Origin of the sequence: Nocardia callitridis, from assembly GCF_039543305.1 — a bacterium.
Classification (GTDB): domain Bacteria; phylum Actinomycetota; class Actinomycetes; order Mycobacteriales; family Mycobacteriaceae; genus Nocardia; species Nocardia callitridis.
Map to the genome: position 1 here is coordinate 229,683 of NZ_BAABJM010000005.1, position 21,091 is coordinate 250,773.

A 21,091-nucleotide genomic window follows, 5' to 3' on the forward strand; every position below is an offset into this window, starting at 1 on the left:
CCTGTCCGCCGCGGAGGTACCCGGCGCCACCGACCTCGAACCGGCGGAACGACAGGAACTGCTCCGGGCGCGAGACAATCTCCAGCTCCGGGACCGTTTCAACGACCAGATCGAGGCGATCAAGACTCAGGGAGTGTGGCGTAACGCCGTCAGTCACCTCGTCCCGCAAGCCGCCGCCGCTGTCCTGGCCCGCGGTGGTCTTACTCTGCGCGTGCAGAACCAGGAACTCCTGGCAACAGGTGGATGGACCTTCGGTGAAGACACCACCGCCATACCGGATGCGACGGTCCTGGTGTCCGGCAGCCACTACTACCTCGCCGTGCCCACCCCCGGCTTTGTTCCCCAGCCGTCCACGGGCGCCCAGCAGTCGGCTCCCGCGCCGATCAGCACCGATCCGAACACCCGAACTCTCGACCCGGACGGCACCTTCGAGGACAACGCCGTCGACTCGAACACCGAGATCATCCCCCCACCTCCATCCCCCACTGGCACCGTGATTTACAACCCCCTGCCCGGGGACGGCACAGCGGTCCTGTCCGACGACGAATCGGTCTACAGCACCGAGGCGGACGTCCCCTTCACACAGCTCGAGTCCACCACGCCTGCCGAGAAACAGACCCCCGACACCCAGACAGGCGAAGCCAGCAAATCGCCTCCACCACAGCAAGAATCGGCTCCGGCCCGGGAGAAACCGCGCGATCCTGCCTCGCCCGTCGACCCGTCGTATGTCACGACGACTTCCACGCAGTTCGAGCCGACAGACGGAGAAACTTACTTCGGCGAGAACCTACTGCAACAGCTGGGCGCCGATGCCTACGGCATCGCACCGGTGCCACGCGCGAATGTCCCCCTGCTCGACGGCGACGAAGACACTGTGCTGCGCACCCTGTTCGACCAACCCGACGACCAGGATCCGTTGGCGAAAACCGTTACACCGCAGCCGACTCCCGAGGACGCCTCTCGGGACGAATCCGCACCAACCGACACCGAGTCCGAGGGCAAAGATGCCGAAGCAACCGAACACGACGACACCCCGATTGCCGAACTGCCGACCCCCGAGCACTTCGACCAGTTCGACGAATTCTCCGACGACGAGTCTCTCCCGGCGAAGACGAGCACACCACCGGCATTCGAGAGCAGCGAGTCCGCTCGTCCGCAGGGTGAGATCGCCGAGCCGACAGCGCGGGAACCAGCGCTCGACGACGACCCGTCCAAGCAGCAGCACGACAACACGGTGCCCCCGAGGATCCGCGCCGCTCGGTCCCCCGAACCCATTCGACTCGCCACGATTCCCGAAGAGGAGGAACAGGATTCGTCCGATGGCGGCGAGGACCATACACAGCACGAGCCGAAGTCCGACAACGAGATCCACGACCCGACATCACTGGCAGCCCTGCCACCCGAACAGCACCAGATCACCGAACCCCAGCTACCCACGCACACGACCATCGGATCGGCATTCCGCCCACTCAGGCTGCAAGACATCCGATCCGTGCTCCGCATGGACGACGACGAGGAGTCGGTCGGCACGCCCGACTCCGACGACCAGGTGCCCCAAACCCCCACCCACGAAACGGTATTCGAACCCACCACACCCAGCGACCGTCCGAGTTCACTGCCACCCGAGAACCGAGCCGGCACCACGATCCCGCAGGAACCGACTCGGCAGCCACGATCTTCGCGCTCCGACGAGGAACTCGACCGCACCCCGCCCCAGCCGATCGAACGTCGCGATCAACGCTCGAGTTCGGTCACCGAACCGGGATCGGTCCCCCGACCTCTCACCGGAGCCTCGCAGAGCACCGACCCTCGCCTGTTCACCCAGGCAGGTCCACTGCCCACCACGTCGAAATCGCTCGAAAACCTCGTTTTGCCCAAGGATTTCGCAAGCACGGCGAAGATCACCTCCACCGAGGCGCAGACCTACACACAGCTCGAGGACAACACACCCGCCGAGGACGCCGCGCTCCCGAAGGACTCCACAACCTCCGAAGAGATCCCGTCGACCAAGCACGTGACACCCTCCGAGGAAATCAAGGCACCGCAGGGCCTCGAGACACCCGAGAGCATCGCGTCGTCCAAGGGCGTCACACCGACCGAGAATGTCACCTCCTCCAAAGACGTCGAGCCGTCCGAAGTCGTCGAGACACCTACCGAGAACGCACCGGTATCTCGGGAAACGCAGGACAGGATCCGGACGCGGCCCGCAACCGACGGCAGCACTACGACACCCACCCCCGCCGCAGCGCATACCGACACCCCATCCACCCGAGACACCCACGGGACCTGGAACCGCCTGCGGCGCTTCGCTACCCGAATTCACACCACATCGAACCGAACCACCGACACCGCCACACCCGGCACATCCGAAACCACCCAACGCCGCCACTTCCGCGACGTGTTCCGGCGTCCCCTCGACCGACTCACCCGCCGGACGACATCAACCACGACCACGAAAACTGCTGGCGGCGACGGCACCACCGCCCACACGACGGTCACGAACCGCCACACCACGACCTCCACACCGCCACCGACCTCGATGCCGACCCGCGACGACGACACGAACACAACGCGCACGAACCGTCCCGGCACGACCACCATGGACGAACAGACAGCTACCGACTGCGTCGTCGACACCCTCACCGAAATCCGGAACGACCTCGGCGACAACGGGATCCGCATACCCCGACACACCGCACCGCTGCCCGGCCGTACCCGACGCGAACTCGAACGGTTCGCACGCGGAAGACTCCACGGATACCCCGACGACACCGCGATCGCCCGCAACCTCCAGATTCACGGGCCCGGCGCACAAGCGCTCGTCATCGCCGTCCACACCACCCCCACCGCGAACGGCATCGGCGCACACGCCTACCGAATGATCAACGACCGTGGTGTCATCCGCGTCCGCGATACCGCCGACCGGACGCACACATGGCCGGGACAACAGCACCCGGCCAGTGTCCACGCCGTCCTGTACACCCCCCGAGGCACGACGATCCGCCCGCTACTCCCACGCGGCACCGTCGTCCCCGCATTCCCCTCCGACATCCGCATCGGCGCACCCCAAGACCGACCCAGTGGCACCGGGGGCACCACCACCACCGGCCACGGCCGAGGCGCCACAGCCGCTGTCCCCCACCACGACAACACATCCCGCCCTATCGGCCGACGAGACAGCGGTACCGAATTCGACGGCAGCGCACGCAACACCACCGCCACCCGAGGACGCACCCGCCACCGCCTCCACAACTTCGTCTCCCGGCTCCGCAGCCGCGAGACCCACTCCGCCGACAGGACCACCGAGGCAGCATCATCCGTCGAGGCACAACGCAGCCGAACCCATAGCCGAACAGGCTCCGCTTTCCGCAGCATTCGCACCCTCTTCGAACGCAATCGCGAACCGCGCGTCGACACATCGGCCGTTGCCACCCTCACCGCACGACGTGTCGGTGACACCACCGTGCAGCCCGACGGAACCACCTCGCACACAACGCAACCCACCACCCGTACCCGGACGACCTCGCTCGCCGACACACCGGATGCGAACCCTGTGACAGGACGCTCGACCACTCCGCGTGAGACACCAGCACCAGCCGACCGTCCGGTCACCGATGCCGAGGACGCACCGACACAGCACGCCCCCAACGGGATACGGGACCTGACTCCGGACGAGAGTCACGCGCTACGCGCGTACGCCCAGTTCATGCGAATCCCGCTGGCCCGGTTCTCGGTCAGGGGAATCGACCGCGAAGACATCTTCCACCTCGCCGAACAGACCAGGCCACAGCTACTCGACGACCTCGCTGCCGCGGCCGAAGCACTCGGCACGACCCCCATGACCGCGGTGAGTTGGCAAGGCGAGGCCGATGCCTGGGAAAAGAGCATCTACGACATCGCACGCGAGGAAAGCCGTCCCACCGACGACTTCGTGGACGACTTCGCCGCGTTCCGTACCGGCGACGCCACCGACGACTTCGCCGCGTTCCATACCCGCGACGCCACCGACGACTTCACCGGGTCGCGCACCGGCGACTCGGAGGCAGCGACATCCCACGAGCCCTCCGAAATCGAGGCCCCACCCGCCGAAGAAGCCACGACACGCCCGCCGACACCGCAATTTCGAGAACTCACACCCGCGCAAACCGCTGCGCTACGAGAATTCGTCACGATCACCAGGGCGATAGGTTCCGCGGAGGTCGACGACGCTCTCGGAGTGGCCCAGCAATTGCGGCCGGAGTTGCGCGACACGTTCCAGAGTGCGGCCACGGCGCTGCGCATACACCCCGAACTGGCAATAAGACGCCAGCTCGAGGCCGAGGATCGCCAGGACACCGAACCCGGAATCCGGGTCGAGGACATCAGCCGTCAGATCATCATCGACCAGGAACTCGAACAGGCCGCGAGGTCCGCAGCAACCTGGGAACCCTTGCCCTCCAACGGAAATCACCTCCTCGATGTGCTCGCACAGTCCGCCGGGTACCCGACACCGGCCACGCTGCGCGCCACGGTCACCGAGCGCCTGCGCGCCCATCTCGAGGACTATGTCGACCTGCTGCCCGCCTTCACCCCCGACGGACTGAAAGAACTGAAGGTCGAGAAACTCCGCATCGCCCGCATGGACACCGAACTCAGCGGCGAGCGATGGCGTCGAATCCGCATGCGCTCCGAGCTCTTCCGGCGAGGCGAACTCGGCCGCGACGATCCGCTACCCAGGAGCGCCGAGGAAGTCGCGGCCGAAACCCTCCGCCGCGAGCAATTCGAAGAATCGATGCGCCGATTCGGCGAAACCATTCGCAGGCGCGCCCGCGACCGGCTCAGCTATCTACTCGACACCCTCGCCGATCCGAACCTGCCCACCGACCACCTCATGAGCGCCGACCTGCTGCCGATCGTCGCCCGCGAACTCGAACTCAATGTTGTCGTGCTGCGCCAGGACGCGCCCCGCGACATCTACCAGCACGGCCCCTCCGGCGCACCGTTCACCCTGCTGTACGCCTCCGCCGAACACCCGGAAAACCTGCACATCGCCACATCCGCCGATGGCGCACCACGGCGCCTACACCCCGACGACCTGCACATCCCGGCCGCGTTCACACCACCCCCTGGGCACGAGCCGCGACCGAACACACCAACCACCACCGATCGCGACACCGGGCACCTCGACGACAGCGGCACCCGAATCTTCGACTCCGACGAGGCGGGCCTGAACTACGGCGAAACCGTGCTCGACCAATGGCACCAGCTGCCCCCGCAGCAGCAGCACGCGGCGTGGGCCTACCACGCCTTCGTGCTCCAGAACAACCTGCTGCGCGAAGGCCCCCACCAAACCCGAGCCACCATCGACCGGGGGCGCGACGCCGCCGAACATTTCACGCTCCTGACCGAGCTCACCGGACACCGTGAACCCACCTTCGCCGAGCTGACCCAGCACTACCGAGCCGGGCAGGCGCACGTCCACGACGTCATCGCCGACCCGTATCGCGCGAACACGACCTGGTGGCTGCTCCACGCGATGCACTCCAGGAACGAGCCGGAAGCGACATTCGAGCAGCTGGCCGCCGACAACGCCTTCTACCACCAAACGCTGCAACCGTTCTTCCACCGTTATTTCGGCACCACACCCAGCATCGAGGTGCTCGCACACGCGGTAGACACCCTTGATCAGGCCACCCGCCCACTCCCCAACGCCGAACCCCTTCGCGTCGTGCGTGGTCTCACGAGCATCAGCTTCATGCGCGATCGCGACGGAAACTTCGTCAGTTCCTTCCACGACCCGGTAGGCCTCGTCGGCACCGTGCAACAGGAGCCCGGCTATCTCTCCACCTCGGCCGGTCACCACCTTCCCACCATGCCCGACAGCCGCCGATTCGACTACCGACTCAACCTCACCGTCCCGCCCGGCGCCCCTGGCCTCTGGATCGGACAGCGCAGCGGGGTACCCGGCGACAACGAACTCCTGCTGGCCCGCGACACCCGCTACCGCATCACCGGAGCAACCAGGAACGAAGCCGACGACATCACCATCTTCGACGCGGAAGTTCTACTGCCGGAAACCAGCACGAGCGGCGAGGGCACGGCCCACACAGCGGTCACACACCAACCGGACCCGAGCGCACGCCACGAGCAGCCCGGTACCGACTGCGTCATCGACACACTCACCGACATCCGAAACGACCTCGGCAACACCAGAATCCAAGTTCCACAACACCCTTCGCCCCTGCCAGGCCACACCCGAGACGAACTCGAACAAGCCGCGGGCGAGACACTCCACGGATACCCCGACGACAGCGCGATCGTTTCGATCCTGCGCACCCAGGGCCCCGGCGCGCAAGCACTCGTCGTCGCCGCACACGCCACCCCCACCGCGAACGGCATCGGCGCACACGCCTACCGAATGATCAACGACGACGGCATCATCCGCGTCCACGACACCGCCGACCCCACCCACACCCTGCCGGGACAACTCCAGCCCGCCGGTGTCCACGCCGTCCTGTACACCCCCGAGGGAAATACCATCCGCCCGCAGCTCACACGCGGCAGCGCGGTCCCCGAATTCCCCTCCGACATCCGCATCGGCGCACCCCGAGACCGGCGCGACGACGGCCGAAACGACGGCAGCGCACGCACCGGAGAACCCGCGCAGCCACCTGCCCGCCGACGCGGATTACGACACCTGCACGGGCTCGTGGAGCGTCTGCGCAACCGGGAAGCCACCGCCGCGCCGTCGACACGCCCCGCAACACAGGGCCGTCGAGCCCAGCCGGCGCAGGGAACGGCCGTGCCCCTACGCGGCCAACAGCACCAGCCAGGACCCGCCGGAGCCGACCCGAACGCCCGCACCGCACGGCGCATCGGCGAGACCACCGTGCACGCGGACGGATCTTCCTCGCGCACAGCGCAACCCACCACTCCCACACCAGCGGACCTCGCGGGCCGCAACTACGTGCACGACACATCGGCACAGCCGGACTACACCCAGCTGCGGGATCTGACGCCCGAGGAGGGTCACGCACTACGCGTATACACCCGGATCCACCAGAGTGTGATGAACCAGATTCAACAGAACCTGACGAGCAGGGACACTTTCCACAGCATCGATGACGAATACTTCGACGTCATCCAACAGATCAGACCGCATCTGCTCGATGACCTCACCACCGCCGCCGAAGCACTCGGGACGACCCCACGCAACGCCGTGAGTTGGCAACACCGAGCCAACCAATTCGGCGCGAGTGTGTACGTGCTCGCACGTGAGGAGCACCGCGCGGCGCAGACGCCGACACCACAGTTGCGGGACCTGACACCCGCCGAAACCGACGCGCTCCACCAATTCGCCACGATCATCGAGGTAATAGGTTCCGCAAAACCTGGGCAAGCCCTGGGACTGACCCAGTACCTACGACCGGACTTGCGGGACGATTTCCACAACGCGGCCACAGCACTCTGGACCGCCCCCGAGACGGCCATGGTCCTTCAGCGCGCGGCGAATCGCGGCCGAGAAACCGATCCCGGTCTCCGGGTCGAAACCCTCCGACGCCGCGATATCATCGCGCATCTGGCCAACGCCACACTCGACGTCGAAACAGCCGTCAGTTTCCGAGACGAGGCCGGAGCCGAAACGGTTGCCGTCGTCCGATACGACGGCAACCTCGAGATCCGCAGCCCACAACCCGCATCCGCCCAGACACCACGTCTGATCGACAGGCGAGATTTCGGCGATCTGATCGCGGAACACAATCGGGATTCGATCAGGATCACGCCACCGGTGCCGAAATCCTGGTACCAGCCCCACCCTGACACCGATTCCCTGTATCACACTTTGGCCCACATCATCACCACCGGAGCGGTCCGCGAGATCGACCTCGGTGCGGAGCAGTTCAAAGTAATTCGACGACTCACCTCCGAATTGAAAAAGGTTCGACGACGATACTTGACTCCACTCGGTTGGACCCCGGAGATCGGGGTGTTTCTGCGACAACTCGAACAATCGATACCGTTAGACCTCACCCCGGAAACCCGGATCAGGTTCATTTTCGGCAAAGAGCTCGGCGATCCCGAACTACCCGCACTTCCCGCTGCCGAAGAAAACACCTCGACAGGCACCGTTGTGCGACATATACCCACAAACCTCGCGCCGGTGTGGGCACGACTGCTGACAGAGGTCATTACTCGGCGCGGAGATCTAGGATTTCACAGTAATGAAATCGAGGAGGCCGGAGATGCCTTCGTCGAGGTTCCGAACATACGAAAGCGCCTCGCCGACCGCCTCCACAGCCGAAGAGATCACTATTCTCAATTGATCACCAACGATCATCTCGATCAGCAGTCGATGGACATGCAGAACCAGGCAAATCCCGATTTCCCGCGATGGCTACGCGAAAAACGAGCTGAGTTGCTGCAACAGGAAATAACGACGTTGCTGGACGGTTCCGGACCCACCGGCAACCGGGTCAACTTTCCGTGGCTACACATGGAATTCGCACTCTATGTGTCAGCCGAAATCGGCCGGATCAATATCACCACCCTGGACGCAGGGAGACCGAGAAACAATGTCTCCAACGCTCTGGAACTACGCACCATATTCCTGCGCAGATCACCCGAAGGAAGCTACGCCCTCGGAGTCTCCGACGACGGAAGAATGTTCTCTGCCGCTCGACCACGCCTCCGTTATCTTCCTGACCAACCAGGAGCAATCCCCCGAGACCAGATCCCGGAACCCCGAACCACCATGCTCGCCGGTGGACCCGAGCCCCTCCTCGAAGGCGCCGCGATATACAAGGAATACATCGGCGAATTGCGTCCGATCGTCCCGAAGACCGCCGTCTCGCGGACAGATTCCAGCGCAGATCTCCGCATGCCACGCGTCGCACGCTACCCCGCACCCGTCCATTACATGGACAACCACGAACGCGAAGACCACCGAATCTTCATCGGACCCGACGGCCGACTCTACAAAGCCAGCGACGGGAACCTCTTCGACACCGAAAACACCGGAGGAATAGACACACTCTTCGTGATGGACGAGTTCGGCAACCTCTACGCCGCCAAAAAGGTTTCCGGCCTCGTCCAACACTCCTCTTTCCTCGGCGGTCGCACCATCACCGCCGCCGGATTCATGGAAGTCCGCAACGGGACAGTCATGAGAATCGCGGACGGTAGCGGCCACTACAAACCCGACTCACAAGTCAACGACTACGCCATCGCCTACCTCAAAACCGAGGGCCTCCGCCTCCCCGCTCACTTCGAACGGCAATACTTCGCGAGCGGCGGTGAGTTCAGAACACGCCCACAACAACTCGAAGCAGAAATACAGCTATCCGCATTCGAACGCGCAAAACGCATCCGTGAACACGGACCGACACCCACACGACCCTTCAAGATATTCCACGCCGACGCGGAATTCGAGCACCTCACCTGGGACCATTTCCCACCCGGAACAACCCTCACATTCGGCAACAACGAATACACCACGAGGGCCACAGTCACCGGCGACCGCACCTTCGAGGTCGTCGATCGCCGGCTCGGTGGACCACAGAACACGCGTCGCTTCAACGCCGACCCCGACGCGCTACGAGAATTGGTCAGAAGCCGAGACGCAGCGACCATCAAGGTCGAACAATCTCTCCCACCACGAAACCCGCGAGCCACCGAAACATCCCCTGACGACCTCCGCGTCGGCGACCTCAACATCGGCTCGACCCCACCCACCACCATCGATCAACCCAACACCCGCACCACCGACACACCCCGCAACGATTGCGGCCCCCTCACCATCAACGCACTCATCGCCCGTACACGCAGCCCCCTCGTACAACCCATCACCACCCCCACCACCCTCACCGGCATCGCCCGCAACCAACTCGAACAGGCCGCCGCAGCACCATTACAACCCTTCGGCAACCACGCCGATATCGCCGACAACCTGCGCACGCTCGGCCACGGTCACCTCGCTCTCGTCGTCGACACCTACGCCACCACCGACAAACACGGCATCGGCGCCCACACCTACCTGCTGATCAACGACCACGGTGCCATCACCGTCGACGACCCCGCACACGACACCGAACACCTTTTCCCACCCCAACCCCAACGAGAACTCGCCAACACCCACGCAATTCTCTACACACCCGACGGCATCCCCGTCGAACCCGCACAGTCAGCAGGCGACCGCTTCTTCCCGGGGGACCAGCAACGTATCGGCCTTGCTTCCTCCGACGAAAGCAGTTCCGGCGACGCGCGATCCGATGATGAGGAGGGGTCGGCGCTTTCCGACTTCCAACAGGAGTTGGCCGCGGCCGCCTACCCCGTCGGAACAACCGTCAGGCTCTGGGACGAGGACGGAGACGAATCGGTCGGCGTCGTCCGATACGACGGCAGCCTCGAGGTTCGCGGTCTACCACCCGGTGCAGGGCCGCGCCGGGTGCAGAGGTGGGAATTCGGTGATCTGGTCGAGGAGCACGGACTCGATCACGTCGAGACCACCTCGCCCCTGCCGCGCTCCTGGCTCCTGGTGCAGCAGGGCGACAATTCCCTGTTCGCCGCCTTGACTATCTTCCGCTTTACCACCAATCCCGCCGGACTCAGAGCACAACTCGCACAAAATCTCAGCACGCACGCCGCGCATTTCTCCAGACTTATTACCGACGACCATCTCGATCAAGAAGCGAACGATCCAGCCGCCCGTGCGAGGCCAGATTTCGACGAGTGGATGCGGAATGAACGGTCGAGATTGCTGGAACATGAGATAACGGCGTTGCGGAACGGTTCGGGGCCCACTGGAAGCTCTGCTTCTCAACTACCGTCGCTGGTGGATTTCTCGTTGTACGCGGCGACGGAAATCTTGAAAATTAATATCACTGTCGTGGAAAACGGACAGGTAACCACTTTAGGCAATGTCGCGCACCTACCGAGCTTCTTCCTCCGCAGGACCGAATACGGCGATTATGAAATCGGGATCGCCGAGGACGGAAACATTTTCTCGACGTCCGCGCCGAGGACCCGGCCGATCCGGAATGAGGCGGGTGCAATCCCGAAGGACCGGATTCCGGCAGCGAAAACTACCTTGCTCGTCGGCGGACCCGAACCCCTACTCGAAGGTGCCGCACTCGAAAGAAAGTACATCGGCGACCGGCGACCGATCGTCCCGCGCACCGCCGTCCCGCGTCCCGAATCGATGGTCGAACTCAGACGACCGCCATTCACCGGTTATTACACCCCGATCCATTTCATGGACGCCACCGAACGCGAAGACCACCGACTCTTCATCGGACCCGACGGCAAGCTCTACAACGCCATCGACGGACATCTCTTCGATACCGGAACCGGCGAAAATATCTTCGTGATGGACGAGTTCGGCAACCTCTACGCCGGACCCAAGGCGATTGGCTCGATCCAGCACTCGTCATTCCTCGGCGGCCGCACCGTCACCGCCGCGGGCCGCTTCAAGGCCAGCAACGGGACCATCACCTACATTTGGGACCGCAGCGGCCACTACAGACCCGACACCCAGGTCAACGACTACGCGATCGCCTACCTCCGCACCGAAGGGCTGCTCCTGCCCGACAACTACCAGCGCTACTACACCGGCAGTCGCGGCGAGATGAAGTTGCGTCCACCGGCAACCGACGCCGAAGCACAACAGACTTCGTTGGCACGCGCACAACGAATCCGCCAAGACGGCCCGACACCCACCCCACCGGTCAAAATACTCACCACCGACGCCGGTTGGGATCACCTCACCTGGGACCATTTCCCACCCGGAACAACAATCACCTTCCAGAACAACAGATTCGCCACCACCGTGACGGCCACGAGAGACCGCACCTTCGACGTAGTCGATCACGAACTCGGCGGCTCACAACACACGCAACACTTCAACACCGGCCCCATGACCCTGCGGGGAATGATCAGTGACCGTGCGATCGCCACAGTTGCGGTCGAACAATCCCGCCCACCCATTGCCGGTGACGCCGAAGACGCTCCATCCCAACAGGCCAGCACAAACCTGACGCCGCAGGAAACCCGCGCACTGCGCGAATACATCGCGATCCGCCGGATCCTGCTGGACGCAACGGTGCACCGTCGAGTCGACGACGACCAGGTCCTGCAGCTGTTCGAACGAACAAAACCGTACCTGCGCACCGATCTCGCCACCGCGGCCGCAGCACTCGGCAGGACTATCCCCGCCGCCATGAACTTGCAACGCCATGCCGACCACGCACAGCTGAACGTGCACGACCTCGCGCACGAAGCATCCCGCGAACTGACACCCGAGGAAACCAGTGCGCTCCGATACCTCGCCCGGATCGATGCGCTGATCCGTTCCGCGAACCTCGACAACGCCTTGAACCTGGCCGCAGGATTACAACCCGATCTACATGGGGCATTCAACGACGCGTTAGCAACACTCGCGACCACCCCCGAGTTGGCCCTGCGACTCGACCTCGACACCGGCCAACACACGCCCGACCCCATACCCGCATCCACCGCACCGAACTGGGAATCCTCACCGCACAACGGAAACCATGTACTCGACCTCCTCGCCAAGACCGTCGGGTACGTGACACCGGAGCAGACGCGCACCACACTCGCCCAACGCATACAGGCCCACTTCGAGGACTACATCGGCGTGCTGCCCCACTCGACCCCCGAGGGAAAGAGGCAAGGGCGAATCGAGGAGGTACGCCGGACCCGCGTCCAGCGGGAATTCGCCGAGGACGACTCCGCACACGCCCACCGAACCGCCGACCTCATCAGGACAGGCCATCTCGCTCCCGGCCAGCTCCTGCCCAGGACCGCCGAAGAGATCGCAGCGAAAACAGAGAGCCGTGAGCAATTCGCACGATCGATCAGCCAATTCGACGACTCGGTGCGCCAACGCTCCCGCGAACGGCTCAACTACCTACTCGACATCGTGCGTGACCCGAACCAGCCCACCGACCACCTCATGGGTATCGACCTCCTACCCATCGTCGCCCGCGAATTCAGACTCAACGTCATTGTGCTGCACCAGGACTCACCCCGCGACATACACCTGCACGGCTCCCCCGACGCACCTTTCACCCTCGTGTACGCCTCCGCCGAAAATTCCGGACACCTCCAGATCGCCACCGCCACCGACGGTCGGCTACTGCAACTACACGTCGACCAACTGCACATTCCCCTCTCCTTCGAGCCGCCCCCCAGCCACCGCCAAACCCCGCCAAATCCCAGCGGAGCCGACCAACACAACATCGGGCACCTCGACGGCACAGGGACTCGAGTATTCGATACCGACGAAGCAGCCCGCAATTACGGCCATACCGTCCTCAACCGTTGGCACGAACTCACCGCCCAGCAACAACACCTAGCCACCGCCTTCCACGCCACCACGATCTTCAACACCCTGCTGAGCAGCGGCCCGAGCCACGTGCAAACGACCCTCACGCAAACCAGTGAATCTGTCGACTCCGTCGCGCTACTCACCGCATTGACCGGAAACGAGCAACCCTCGCTCGACCAGGTCATGGATCATCACCGCCGCGGCGAAGCCGAGATCTCCCGCACAATCCCCGAACCCGCTCGGGCGCAATCGACCTGGCGGCTGCTCCGCATGATCGCCGAGAGTTTCAACCCGGAATTCACCCTTACCTCGCTCATCGACCTCAGCCGCCATTACCAGAACATGCTGCGACCACTATTCGCACGCCACTTCGGTACCACACCACAACTCGATGCCTTCCAGCGCGGAATCGGCATTCTCGACCAAGCCACCAAACAGCCACTCCCCAACACCGAATCCTTCACCGTCGCGCACGGCCTGACCAATATCCGCTCCATGCGTGACAACAACGGAAACCCCGTCCTCGACCCTGCCCAACTGATCGGCACCGTACAAACCGAGCGCAGCTACCTATCCACCCAGATCGGTCGCGATCTGCCCGTCATACCCAATAGCCCCGCGCCCAGCTACCACCTGAACCTCACCGTGCCACCCGGCACCCAAGGCCTCTGGATCCCAGCACGCGACGGCGCACCCGAGGACAGCAAACTTCTCCTGGCCCGCGACACCCGCTACCGCATCACGGGGGTAACCCAGAACCCGACCACAGGAAAAGTGGTGCTGGACGCGGAAGTCGTACTCCCAGAACAACAGCCAGGAACCTCCGGGCCTAACCACCCGACCACTTCACCTACCGACCACCCGGCCAACACCAGTACCGGCACATCCCACACACCCTCCGCACCAAAAAAGCGCAGGATCGGCCTGACCCCGCCCACCACTACCGATCACCCCAATACCCACACACCCCGCAACGACTGCGGCCCCCTCACCATCAACGCGCTCATCAACCACACCAACAGTCGTGTCGTACAACCCATCACCACCCCCACCCTCACCGGCATCACCCGCACCCAACTCGAACAAGCCGCCGCAGCACCACTCCACCCCTTCGACAACCACACCACCATCGCCGACAACCTCCGCACCCTCGGCCACGGCCACACCGCACTGGTCGTCGACACCTACACCACCACCGACAAACACGGCGTCGGCGCCCACACCTACCTCCTCATCAACAACCACGGCGCGATCACCGTCAACGACCCCGCACTCAACGCCGAACACCTATTCCCACCCCAACCCGCACAAGAACTCGCCAACACCCACGCCATCCTCTACACACCCGACGGCACCCCCATCCAACCCGCCGCGCACGCCACCCCGAGCGCGAACGGTATCGGTGCACACACGTACCCGATGACCAACGCCACCGACACCCTGCCGAGGCAACAGCACCCCGCTGGTACCGACTCCACCCCGCAGGACAACACGACCCGCCCACCGCTCCCACACGGTGGAACGGTCCCCACATTCCCCGACGACATCCGCATCGGCGCACGTCGGGACCACGGCGCCGCCGGAGACGGTTCCGGCCGCACCGGTGATACACGGACTCCGCACCGCGACAACGGATCCCGTCCTACAGCCCGTCGAGGCGACGGCAGCGCACGCACCGAGGATCCCGCACAGCCGCCCGCGCGCAGACGCGGATTACGACACCTGCACAGACTCGTGGACCGCCTGCGCGGCCGGGAAGCCAACGCCGCGCCGTCGGCGGGCCTGGCCCAACCGGCGGCGGGAACCCCCGTGCGTGCGCTGCCCCCGCGCGGACACCAGCACCGACCTGGCCCCGGCACAGGCGCCGCACGGCAGATCGGCGAGACCACTGTGCACCCCGACGGAACCTCGTCGCGCACAACGCAGCGCACCACGCACACATCGGCGAACCGTTCGGTCATCGACTCCGCGCACGACGCGCCCGCACAGCAGGACTACACCCAGTTGCGCGACCTCACACCCGAGGAGAACCAAGCCCTACGCGCATACGCCGAGCTCCAACGGATCGTGCTGACCAAGAACACGTCACCGAGCATCGGCGACGAGGCCATCTTCGAGTTCGTGCAACGGATCGAGCCGAACCTGCGCGAGAACCTCACCACCGCAGCGCAAGCACTCGGGACAACCCCACGCAACGCCGTCGACTGGCAACGCCGAGCCAACAAGTCCCAGCGGAGCCTGCACGAGGTCGCCCGCGACCAGGCCGCCGAGGCGCGCACACCGGCACCGCGGTCACGGGACCTCACGCCCGCCGAGGCCGACGCACTACAGCGATTCACCTCGATCACCGACGCGATACGTTCCGCGGTACAGCCGGGGGAAGTCCTGGAACTGGCTCAACAGTTACGCCCGGAATGGCGCGACACCGTCCACAACGCGGCAACGGCACTCCGGACCTCCCCCGAGCAGGCCATGCGGTTACAGCTCACGGTCGATGACCGCCGAAGGACCGAACCCGGTGTACGGATCGAAGACCTCGAGCGCCGCCAGCTCATTCGAGAGCTGGCCTCGGCCGAAGTCCCGGTCGGGACAACCGTCGGTTTCCGAGACAAGACCGGAGTCGCGACGGCCGCTGTCGTCCGGTACGACGGCAACCTCGAGATCCGCGGCGTCCCCGGCGAGGCGCCGCGTCTGATGGATATGCGGAAATTCGGTGATCTGATCGATGAGCACAACGTGGGTTCGATCAGGATCGCACCGCCGGTACCGAAATCCTGGCACCAGCAGCACCAGGGCAAGGACTCCCTGTTCCACACCCTGGCCGACATCGTCACCACGAGCGCTGTTCGAGAGATCGACCTCGGTGCCGAGCACTTCGAAGTAGTACGAAAGTTCACCGCCGAGCTCGACAACGTTCCACGACACCGCTTGGATCCGTTGGGTTGGACCTGGGATATCGAGGCGTTTCTGCGACAGCTCGAACTGTCGATACCGTTCGACCTGTCTTCGGATGCCCGGATCAAATTCGTTCTCGGCAAAGACCTCGACGATCCAGAGCTACCCGGCCTTCCCGATTCCGAAGAAGACACCTCGGCGCGCATCATCGTGCGGCATATACCCGCAAAATTCGCGCAACTGTGGCCACAACTACTGCGCGTGGCCCGGTCCGAGCTCGGCGATCTCGGCTTCGCGACCCATGAGATTCAGGCCGCCGAGGAAGCTTTCATCGAGGCCCCGAACATTCGGGACCAACTTGCCGACTATCTGACCCACCGGAAGGACAAATATTCCGACCTGATCACCAACGATCGCCTCGATCGCGAATCGAGCGATCCGAGGAACCGGGCAAGGCCCGATTTCGCACAGTGGCTGCGCGGGCAACGAGAAGAGTTGCTACAACAGGAGATCACGGCGTTGCTGGACGGTTCAGACAGTACCGGCACCCGGGTCGCCAAGCCGTCGCTGCACATGGATTTCTCGCTCTTCGTGGCAGCCGAGATCCACGGGATGAACATCACCACACTGGACCAGGGCAAGCCGAGAAACAATGTCACCAACGCCCCGCAACTACGGACCATCTTCCTGCGTAAATCGCCCGACGGCAGCTACGCACTCGGCGTCTCCGACGACGGAAAGATGTTCTCTTCGTCCCCAGCACACCGTCGTGAACTGCCCGACAAGCCAGGAATGATCCCGAGGGACCAGATTCCCTCGCCCAGGACCGCCCTGCTCGCCGGTGGGCCCGAAGCTCTCCTCGAAGGCGCCTCGATACGGAAGGAATATCTCGGCGAACTACGTCCGATCGTCCCGAAAACCACCATCCCGCGAACCGATTCCATGACAGACCTCACGATCCCGGACGTGGCGCGTTACCCTGCCCCCGTCCATTACATGGACGACCGCGAACGCGAAGACCACCGAATCTTCATCGGACCCGACGGCAGGCTCTACAAAACCAGTGACGGGAACCTCTTCGACACCGGGCACTCCGAACAAATAGACACGATTTTCGTGATGGACGAGTTCGGCAACCTCTACGCCGCGAAAAAAGTCACCGCTCTCATCCAACACTCGTCATTCCTCGGTGGCCGCACCATCACCGCCGCAGGCTTCATAGAAGTTGAAAACGGGCTTGTCACGACCATCGTGGATGGCAGCGGCCACTACAAACCCGATTCACAAATCAATGACTACGCGATCGCCTACCTCAGAACCGAAGGCCTCCACCTTCCTTCCTACTTCGAACGGCATTACCTCCCGAACGACGGCGGACAGAAAAGGCGCCCAGCAGAACTCGAATCCGAGATACAGCGGGCCGCACTCGAACGCGCACAACGCATCCGCGAACACGGCCCGACACCGACACGACCCTTCAAAATATTCCGCCCCGATGCGAAATTCGAGCATCTCACCTGGGACAACTTCCCGCCCGGAACGACCATCAGTTTCCGGAACGACGAGTACGCCACCACGGCCACCGCCACCGCCGAGCAGGTCTTCGCGGTCGCCGATCACCGACTCGGCGAACCGACGAACACGCGGAACTTCAACGCCGACCCCGACGCTCTCCGACACTTGGTCTCGAGCCGAGACGTGGACACGATCAAGGTCGAACAATCCCTCCCCCAGCGAAGCCAACGCTTCACCGAGGTGACCCCCGCCAACCTCCGCGTCGGTCTGACCCCGCCCACCACCCTCGAGACAACCAACACCCCCCGCAACGACTGTGGTCCCCTCACCATCGCCGCGCTCATCGCCCACACCCACAGCCCCGTTGTTCGCCCGATCACCACCCCCACCGGACTCACCGGCATCACCCGCACCCACCTCGAACAAGCCGCAGGAGCACCGCTACGCCCCTTCCTCGACCACGCCGACATCGCCGGAAATCTCCGCACCCTCGGCCACGGTCACACTGCCCTCGTCGTCGACAGCTACACCACCACCGACCGACACGGCATCGGCGCCCACACCTACCTCCTGGTCAACGACCACGGAAACATCACCGTCGTCGACCGCGGATTCGGCACCGAACACCCCTTCCCACCGCAACCACAACGAGAACTCGCCGCCACCCACGCCATCCTCTACACCGCCGATGGCATTCCCGTCACACCCGCGGCGCACACCGAAACCACGGGGCCGCACTGGGAACCGTTGCCGGTCAACGGCGATCAGGTGTTCGAGGCGTTGGCCGGGTTGTCCGGCTATCGGTCGGCGAGCGAGGCGCGTGACGCACTCATCCACCGGATGCAGGGGAATTTCGAGGCCAGTGCCCGGTCGTTCACCTCTCCACGGGTACGGCAAGCGAGCCAAAATGAAAACGCGCGCCGCGTCGGCGGCGACGCCGAGTACCACCAGGGACGACTGACGCCCCAGGAGTGGGCGGCGGAAACGGCCCGTCGCCAGGAGTTCGACCAGCAACTCGACCATTTCCGGCGGACCGAATTACGAAACTTCCTCGATATCCTCCGCAACCGCCAGGGGCCCACCGACCCGATGGCACCCATGCTCCTACCGCTCATCGCCAGGGAATTCGAGCTCAATCTCATTGCGCTGCAACCGGGTCGCGAGCGCCTCGTGCTCCAGCACAATCGGCCCGACGCGCCGTTCGCAATGCTGTACACACCGCACGGAAGTCCGGGGCAGATGCGGGTCGCGCTGGCCGCCGACGGTACCGCCTTCGCACTGCCCGCGGCCCACCTGCACACTCGGGCAGCCTTCGCCCCTCCGACGGATCAGGCCGCGCTGCCGACCGCGACGACCGCGACCGATCGCCCAGGACCCGGCATCGGCCATATCAACGCCGACGGCATCCGGGTCTTCGACTCCGACGCGGCGGGCCTGCACTTCGGCGAAACGATGCTGAATCGCTGGCACGAGCTGACACCCGCCCAACAGCACGCGATCTGGGCCTACGAAACCAGCCCCATTCCCACCGCCGCGCTGCGCTCCGGCGAGGGATACGTGCAGATCCTCGGCAAGGCCGCCGCGCACAGCGCATTGCTGACGCCGCTCACCGAACTCACCGGGTCGCAGAACCCGACGGTGGCGCAACTCGCACCGGTTTATCGCGGTGGGGAAAGCGCTCTCCGGCAAGCGATTCCGAACCAGGAACGGGCGACGGCCACCTGGCAGGTACTGCGCGCGATCTTCGAAAGCCCCGCCCCGGACCGCCAACTGAACGCGCTGATCGCCAACCACAGGACCGCGCAGCGACACCGCCAAATCTTCCAGACCTATCTCGGTCTGCCGGTCGAGGTCGACTCCGTGCGCCACCAGATCGACCTGATGGACCAGGCCACCCGGCGGCCGGTGCCGATCGCCGAACCGACCCGCCTCGTCCGCAGCCTGTTCGAGGTCTCCTTCCTGCGCGCCGCGGACGGAAACTCCCTGGGTGACCGCGACCCCGCACTGCTGGTCGGCGTCGTGCAGTCCGAGCCCGGCTACCTGTCCACCTCGGTCAGCCGCGACCCGTTCACCATGCCCGGTGGCAGGCAGTTCACCGCACGCCTCGACCTCACCGCACCAGTCGGGACGCACGGCCTGTGGATCGCGCAACGCAGCACCGTGCCGACCGCCGCGGAACTCCTGCTCGCACGCAACACCCGCTACCGGATCAACTCGGTCAGCCGTCACCCGGCAACCGGTGTCCTGTTCCTCGACGCCGAGATCCTGCCCCCGCTCGAGCACATCCCCGGAGACCAGCAACGCATCGGCCTCACCCCGCGCGGCGAGGAGGCCCCCGCCGATCCCGGCCGGCCGACGACATTCGAGAGATTGGAGGACGCAGAGCACTTCGGCGCCGAGCAATCGGTGCAGGAGACCAGCTTCGTCCTCGGGCCGCTGTTCACCCCGCAGCTGCCGACGCATTGGGAGGCGATGCGCGACACGAACGATCCGCTGTTCGCCACCCTCGCCAAGATGTGGAACCTTCCGTCCGGCAGGTCCGTCCGCCGGACTATCGAGGCGTATCTGGACGATTCCGTAACCAGGGAATCGCGGCGTCGCACCGAAGTCAGCGACTATCGGCTGCAGGGAAGAATCGACGCCGCCCGATGGCAAGAGGAACAACGGCAGCGACAGAGCTTCGACCAGTGGGTTTCGGACAGTCGGCAGTTGATGGCCATGGCCCCGACTGCCCACCGAGGACTCCTCGACTACGAAACCGCTGAAGCGCCACTTCGGTTGGCCGCCAACGCCTTCGGCAAGAACGTGATCGGCGTGCACCCGGACGGGCATTTGTCGGAGATCATCGTCGACCCGACCAGGCCGACGGCGTTCGTGCGCCGCAGCACCGTCGGTCACTACGAAATCGGGGTCACGCCCGAAGGGGGCCTGCACACGGCGCCCGCGGAGTCCAGCCTGTGGGATCGACTGCACTCCCCGACCGGCACGGTCGCGCCGGATCAGATCCCGCCGCGATCGGACCGCGTGCTGGCCTCCCCGCAGACTCCGCTGCTGGACGGCGCGGCCATCGGCAAGGCGCATCTCGGCGAAACCCGGCCGATCACGGTCAGATCCAGCATCGCTGGACTCCCGGACGTAGGCCCCGCACAGACGTTCCGGTTCGACAACCCGGTCCGGTACATGAACGCCGCTGAGCTGGAGTCACATCGACTGTTCGTAGGCCGGGACGGGAAACTGTACCGAGCCAGCGACGGCCTGCCGTTCGACACCACCGCGGCTGCGGCCCCGCCTTTCGGCCACCCGCACCGTGCGATATTCGTGATGGACGAATACGGCAATCTCTATGCTGCCGAACCC

General features: G+C 64.5%; 1 protein-coding gene (running past both ends of the window). It reads left to right on the forward strand.

This entire window lies inside a single protein-coding gene on the forward strand: locus ABEA50_RS23525, encoding an ADP-ribosyltransferase. The 47,886-nt coding sequence extends 17,144 nt beyond the window's left edge and 9,651 nt beyond its right edge, so the window shows coding positions 17,145-38,235 (codon 5,715, partial, through codon 12,745, complete); the first complete codon in view begins at window position 2. Both codon boundaries (start and stop) fall beyond the window edges.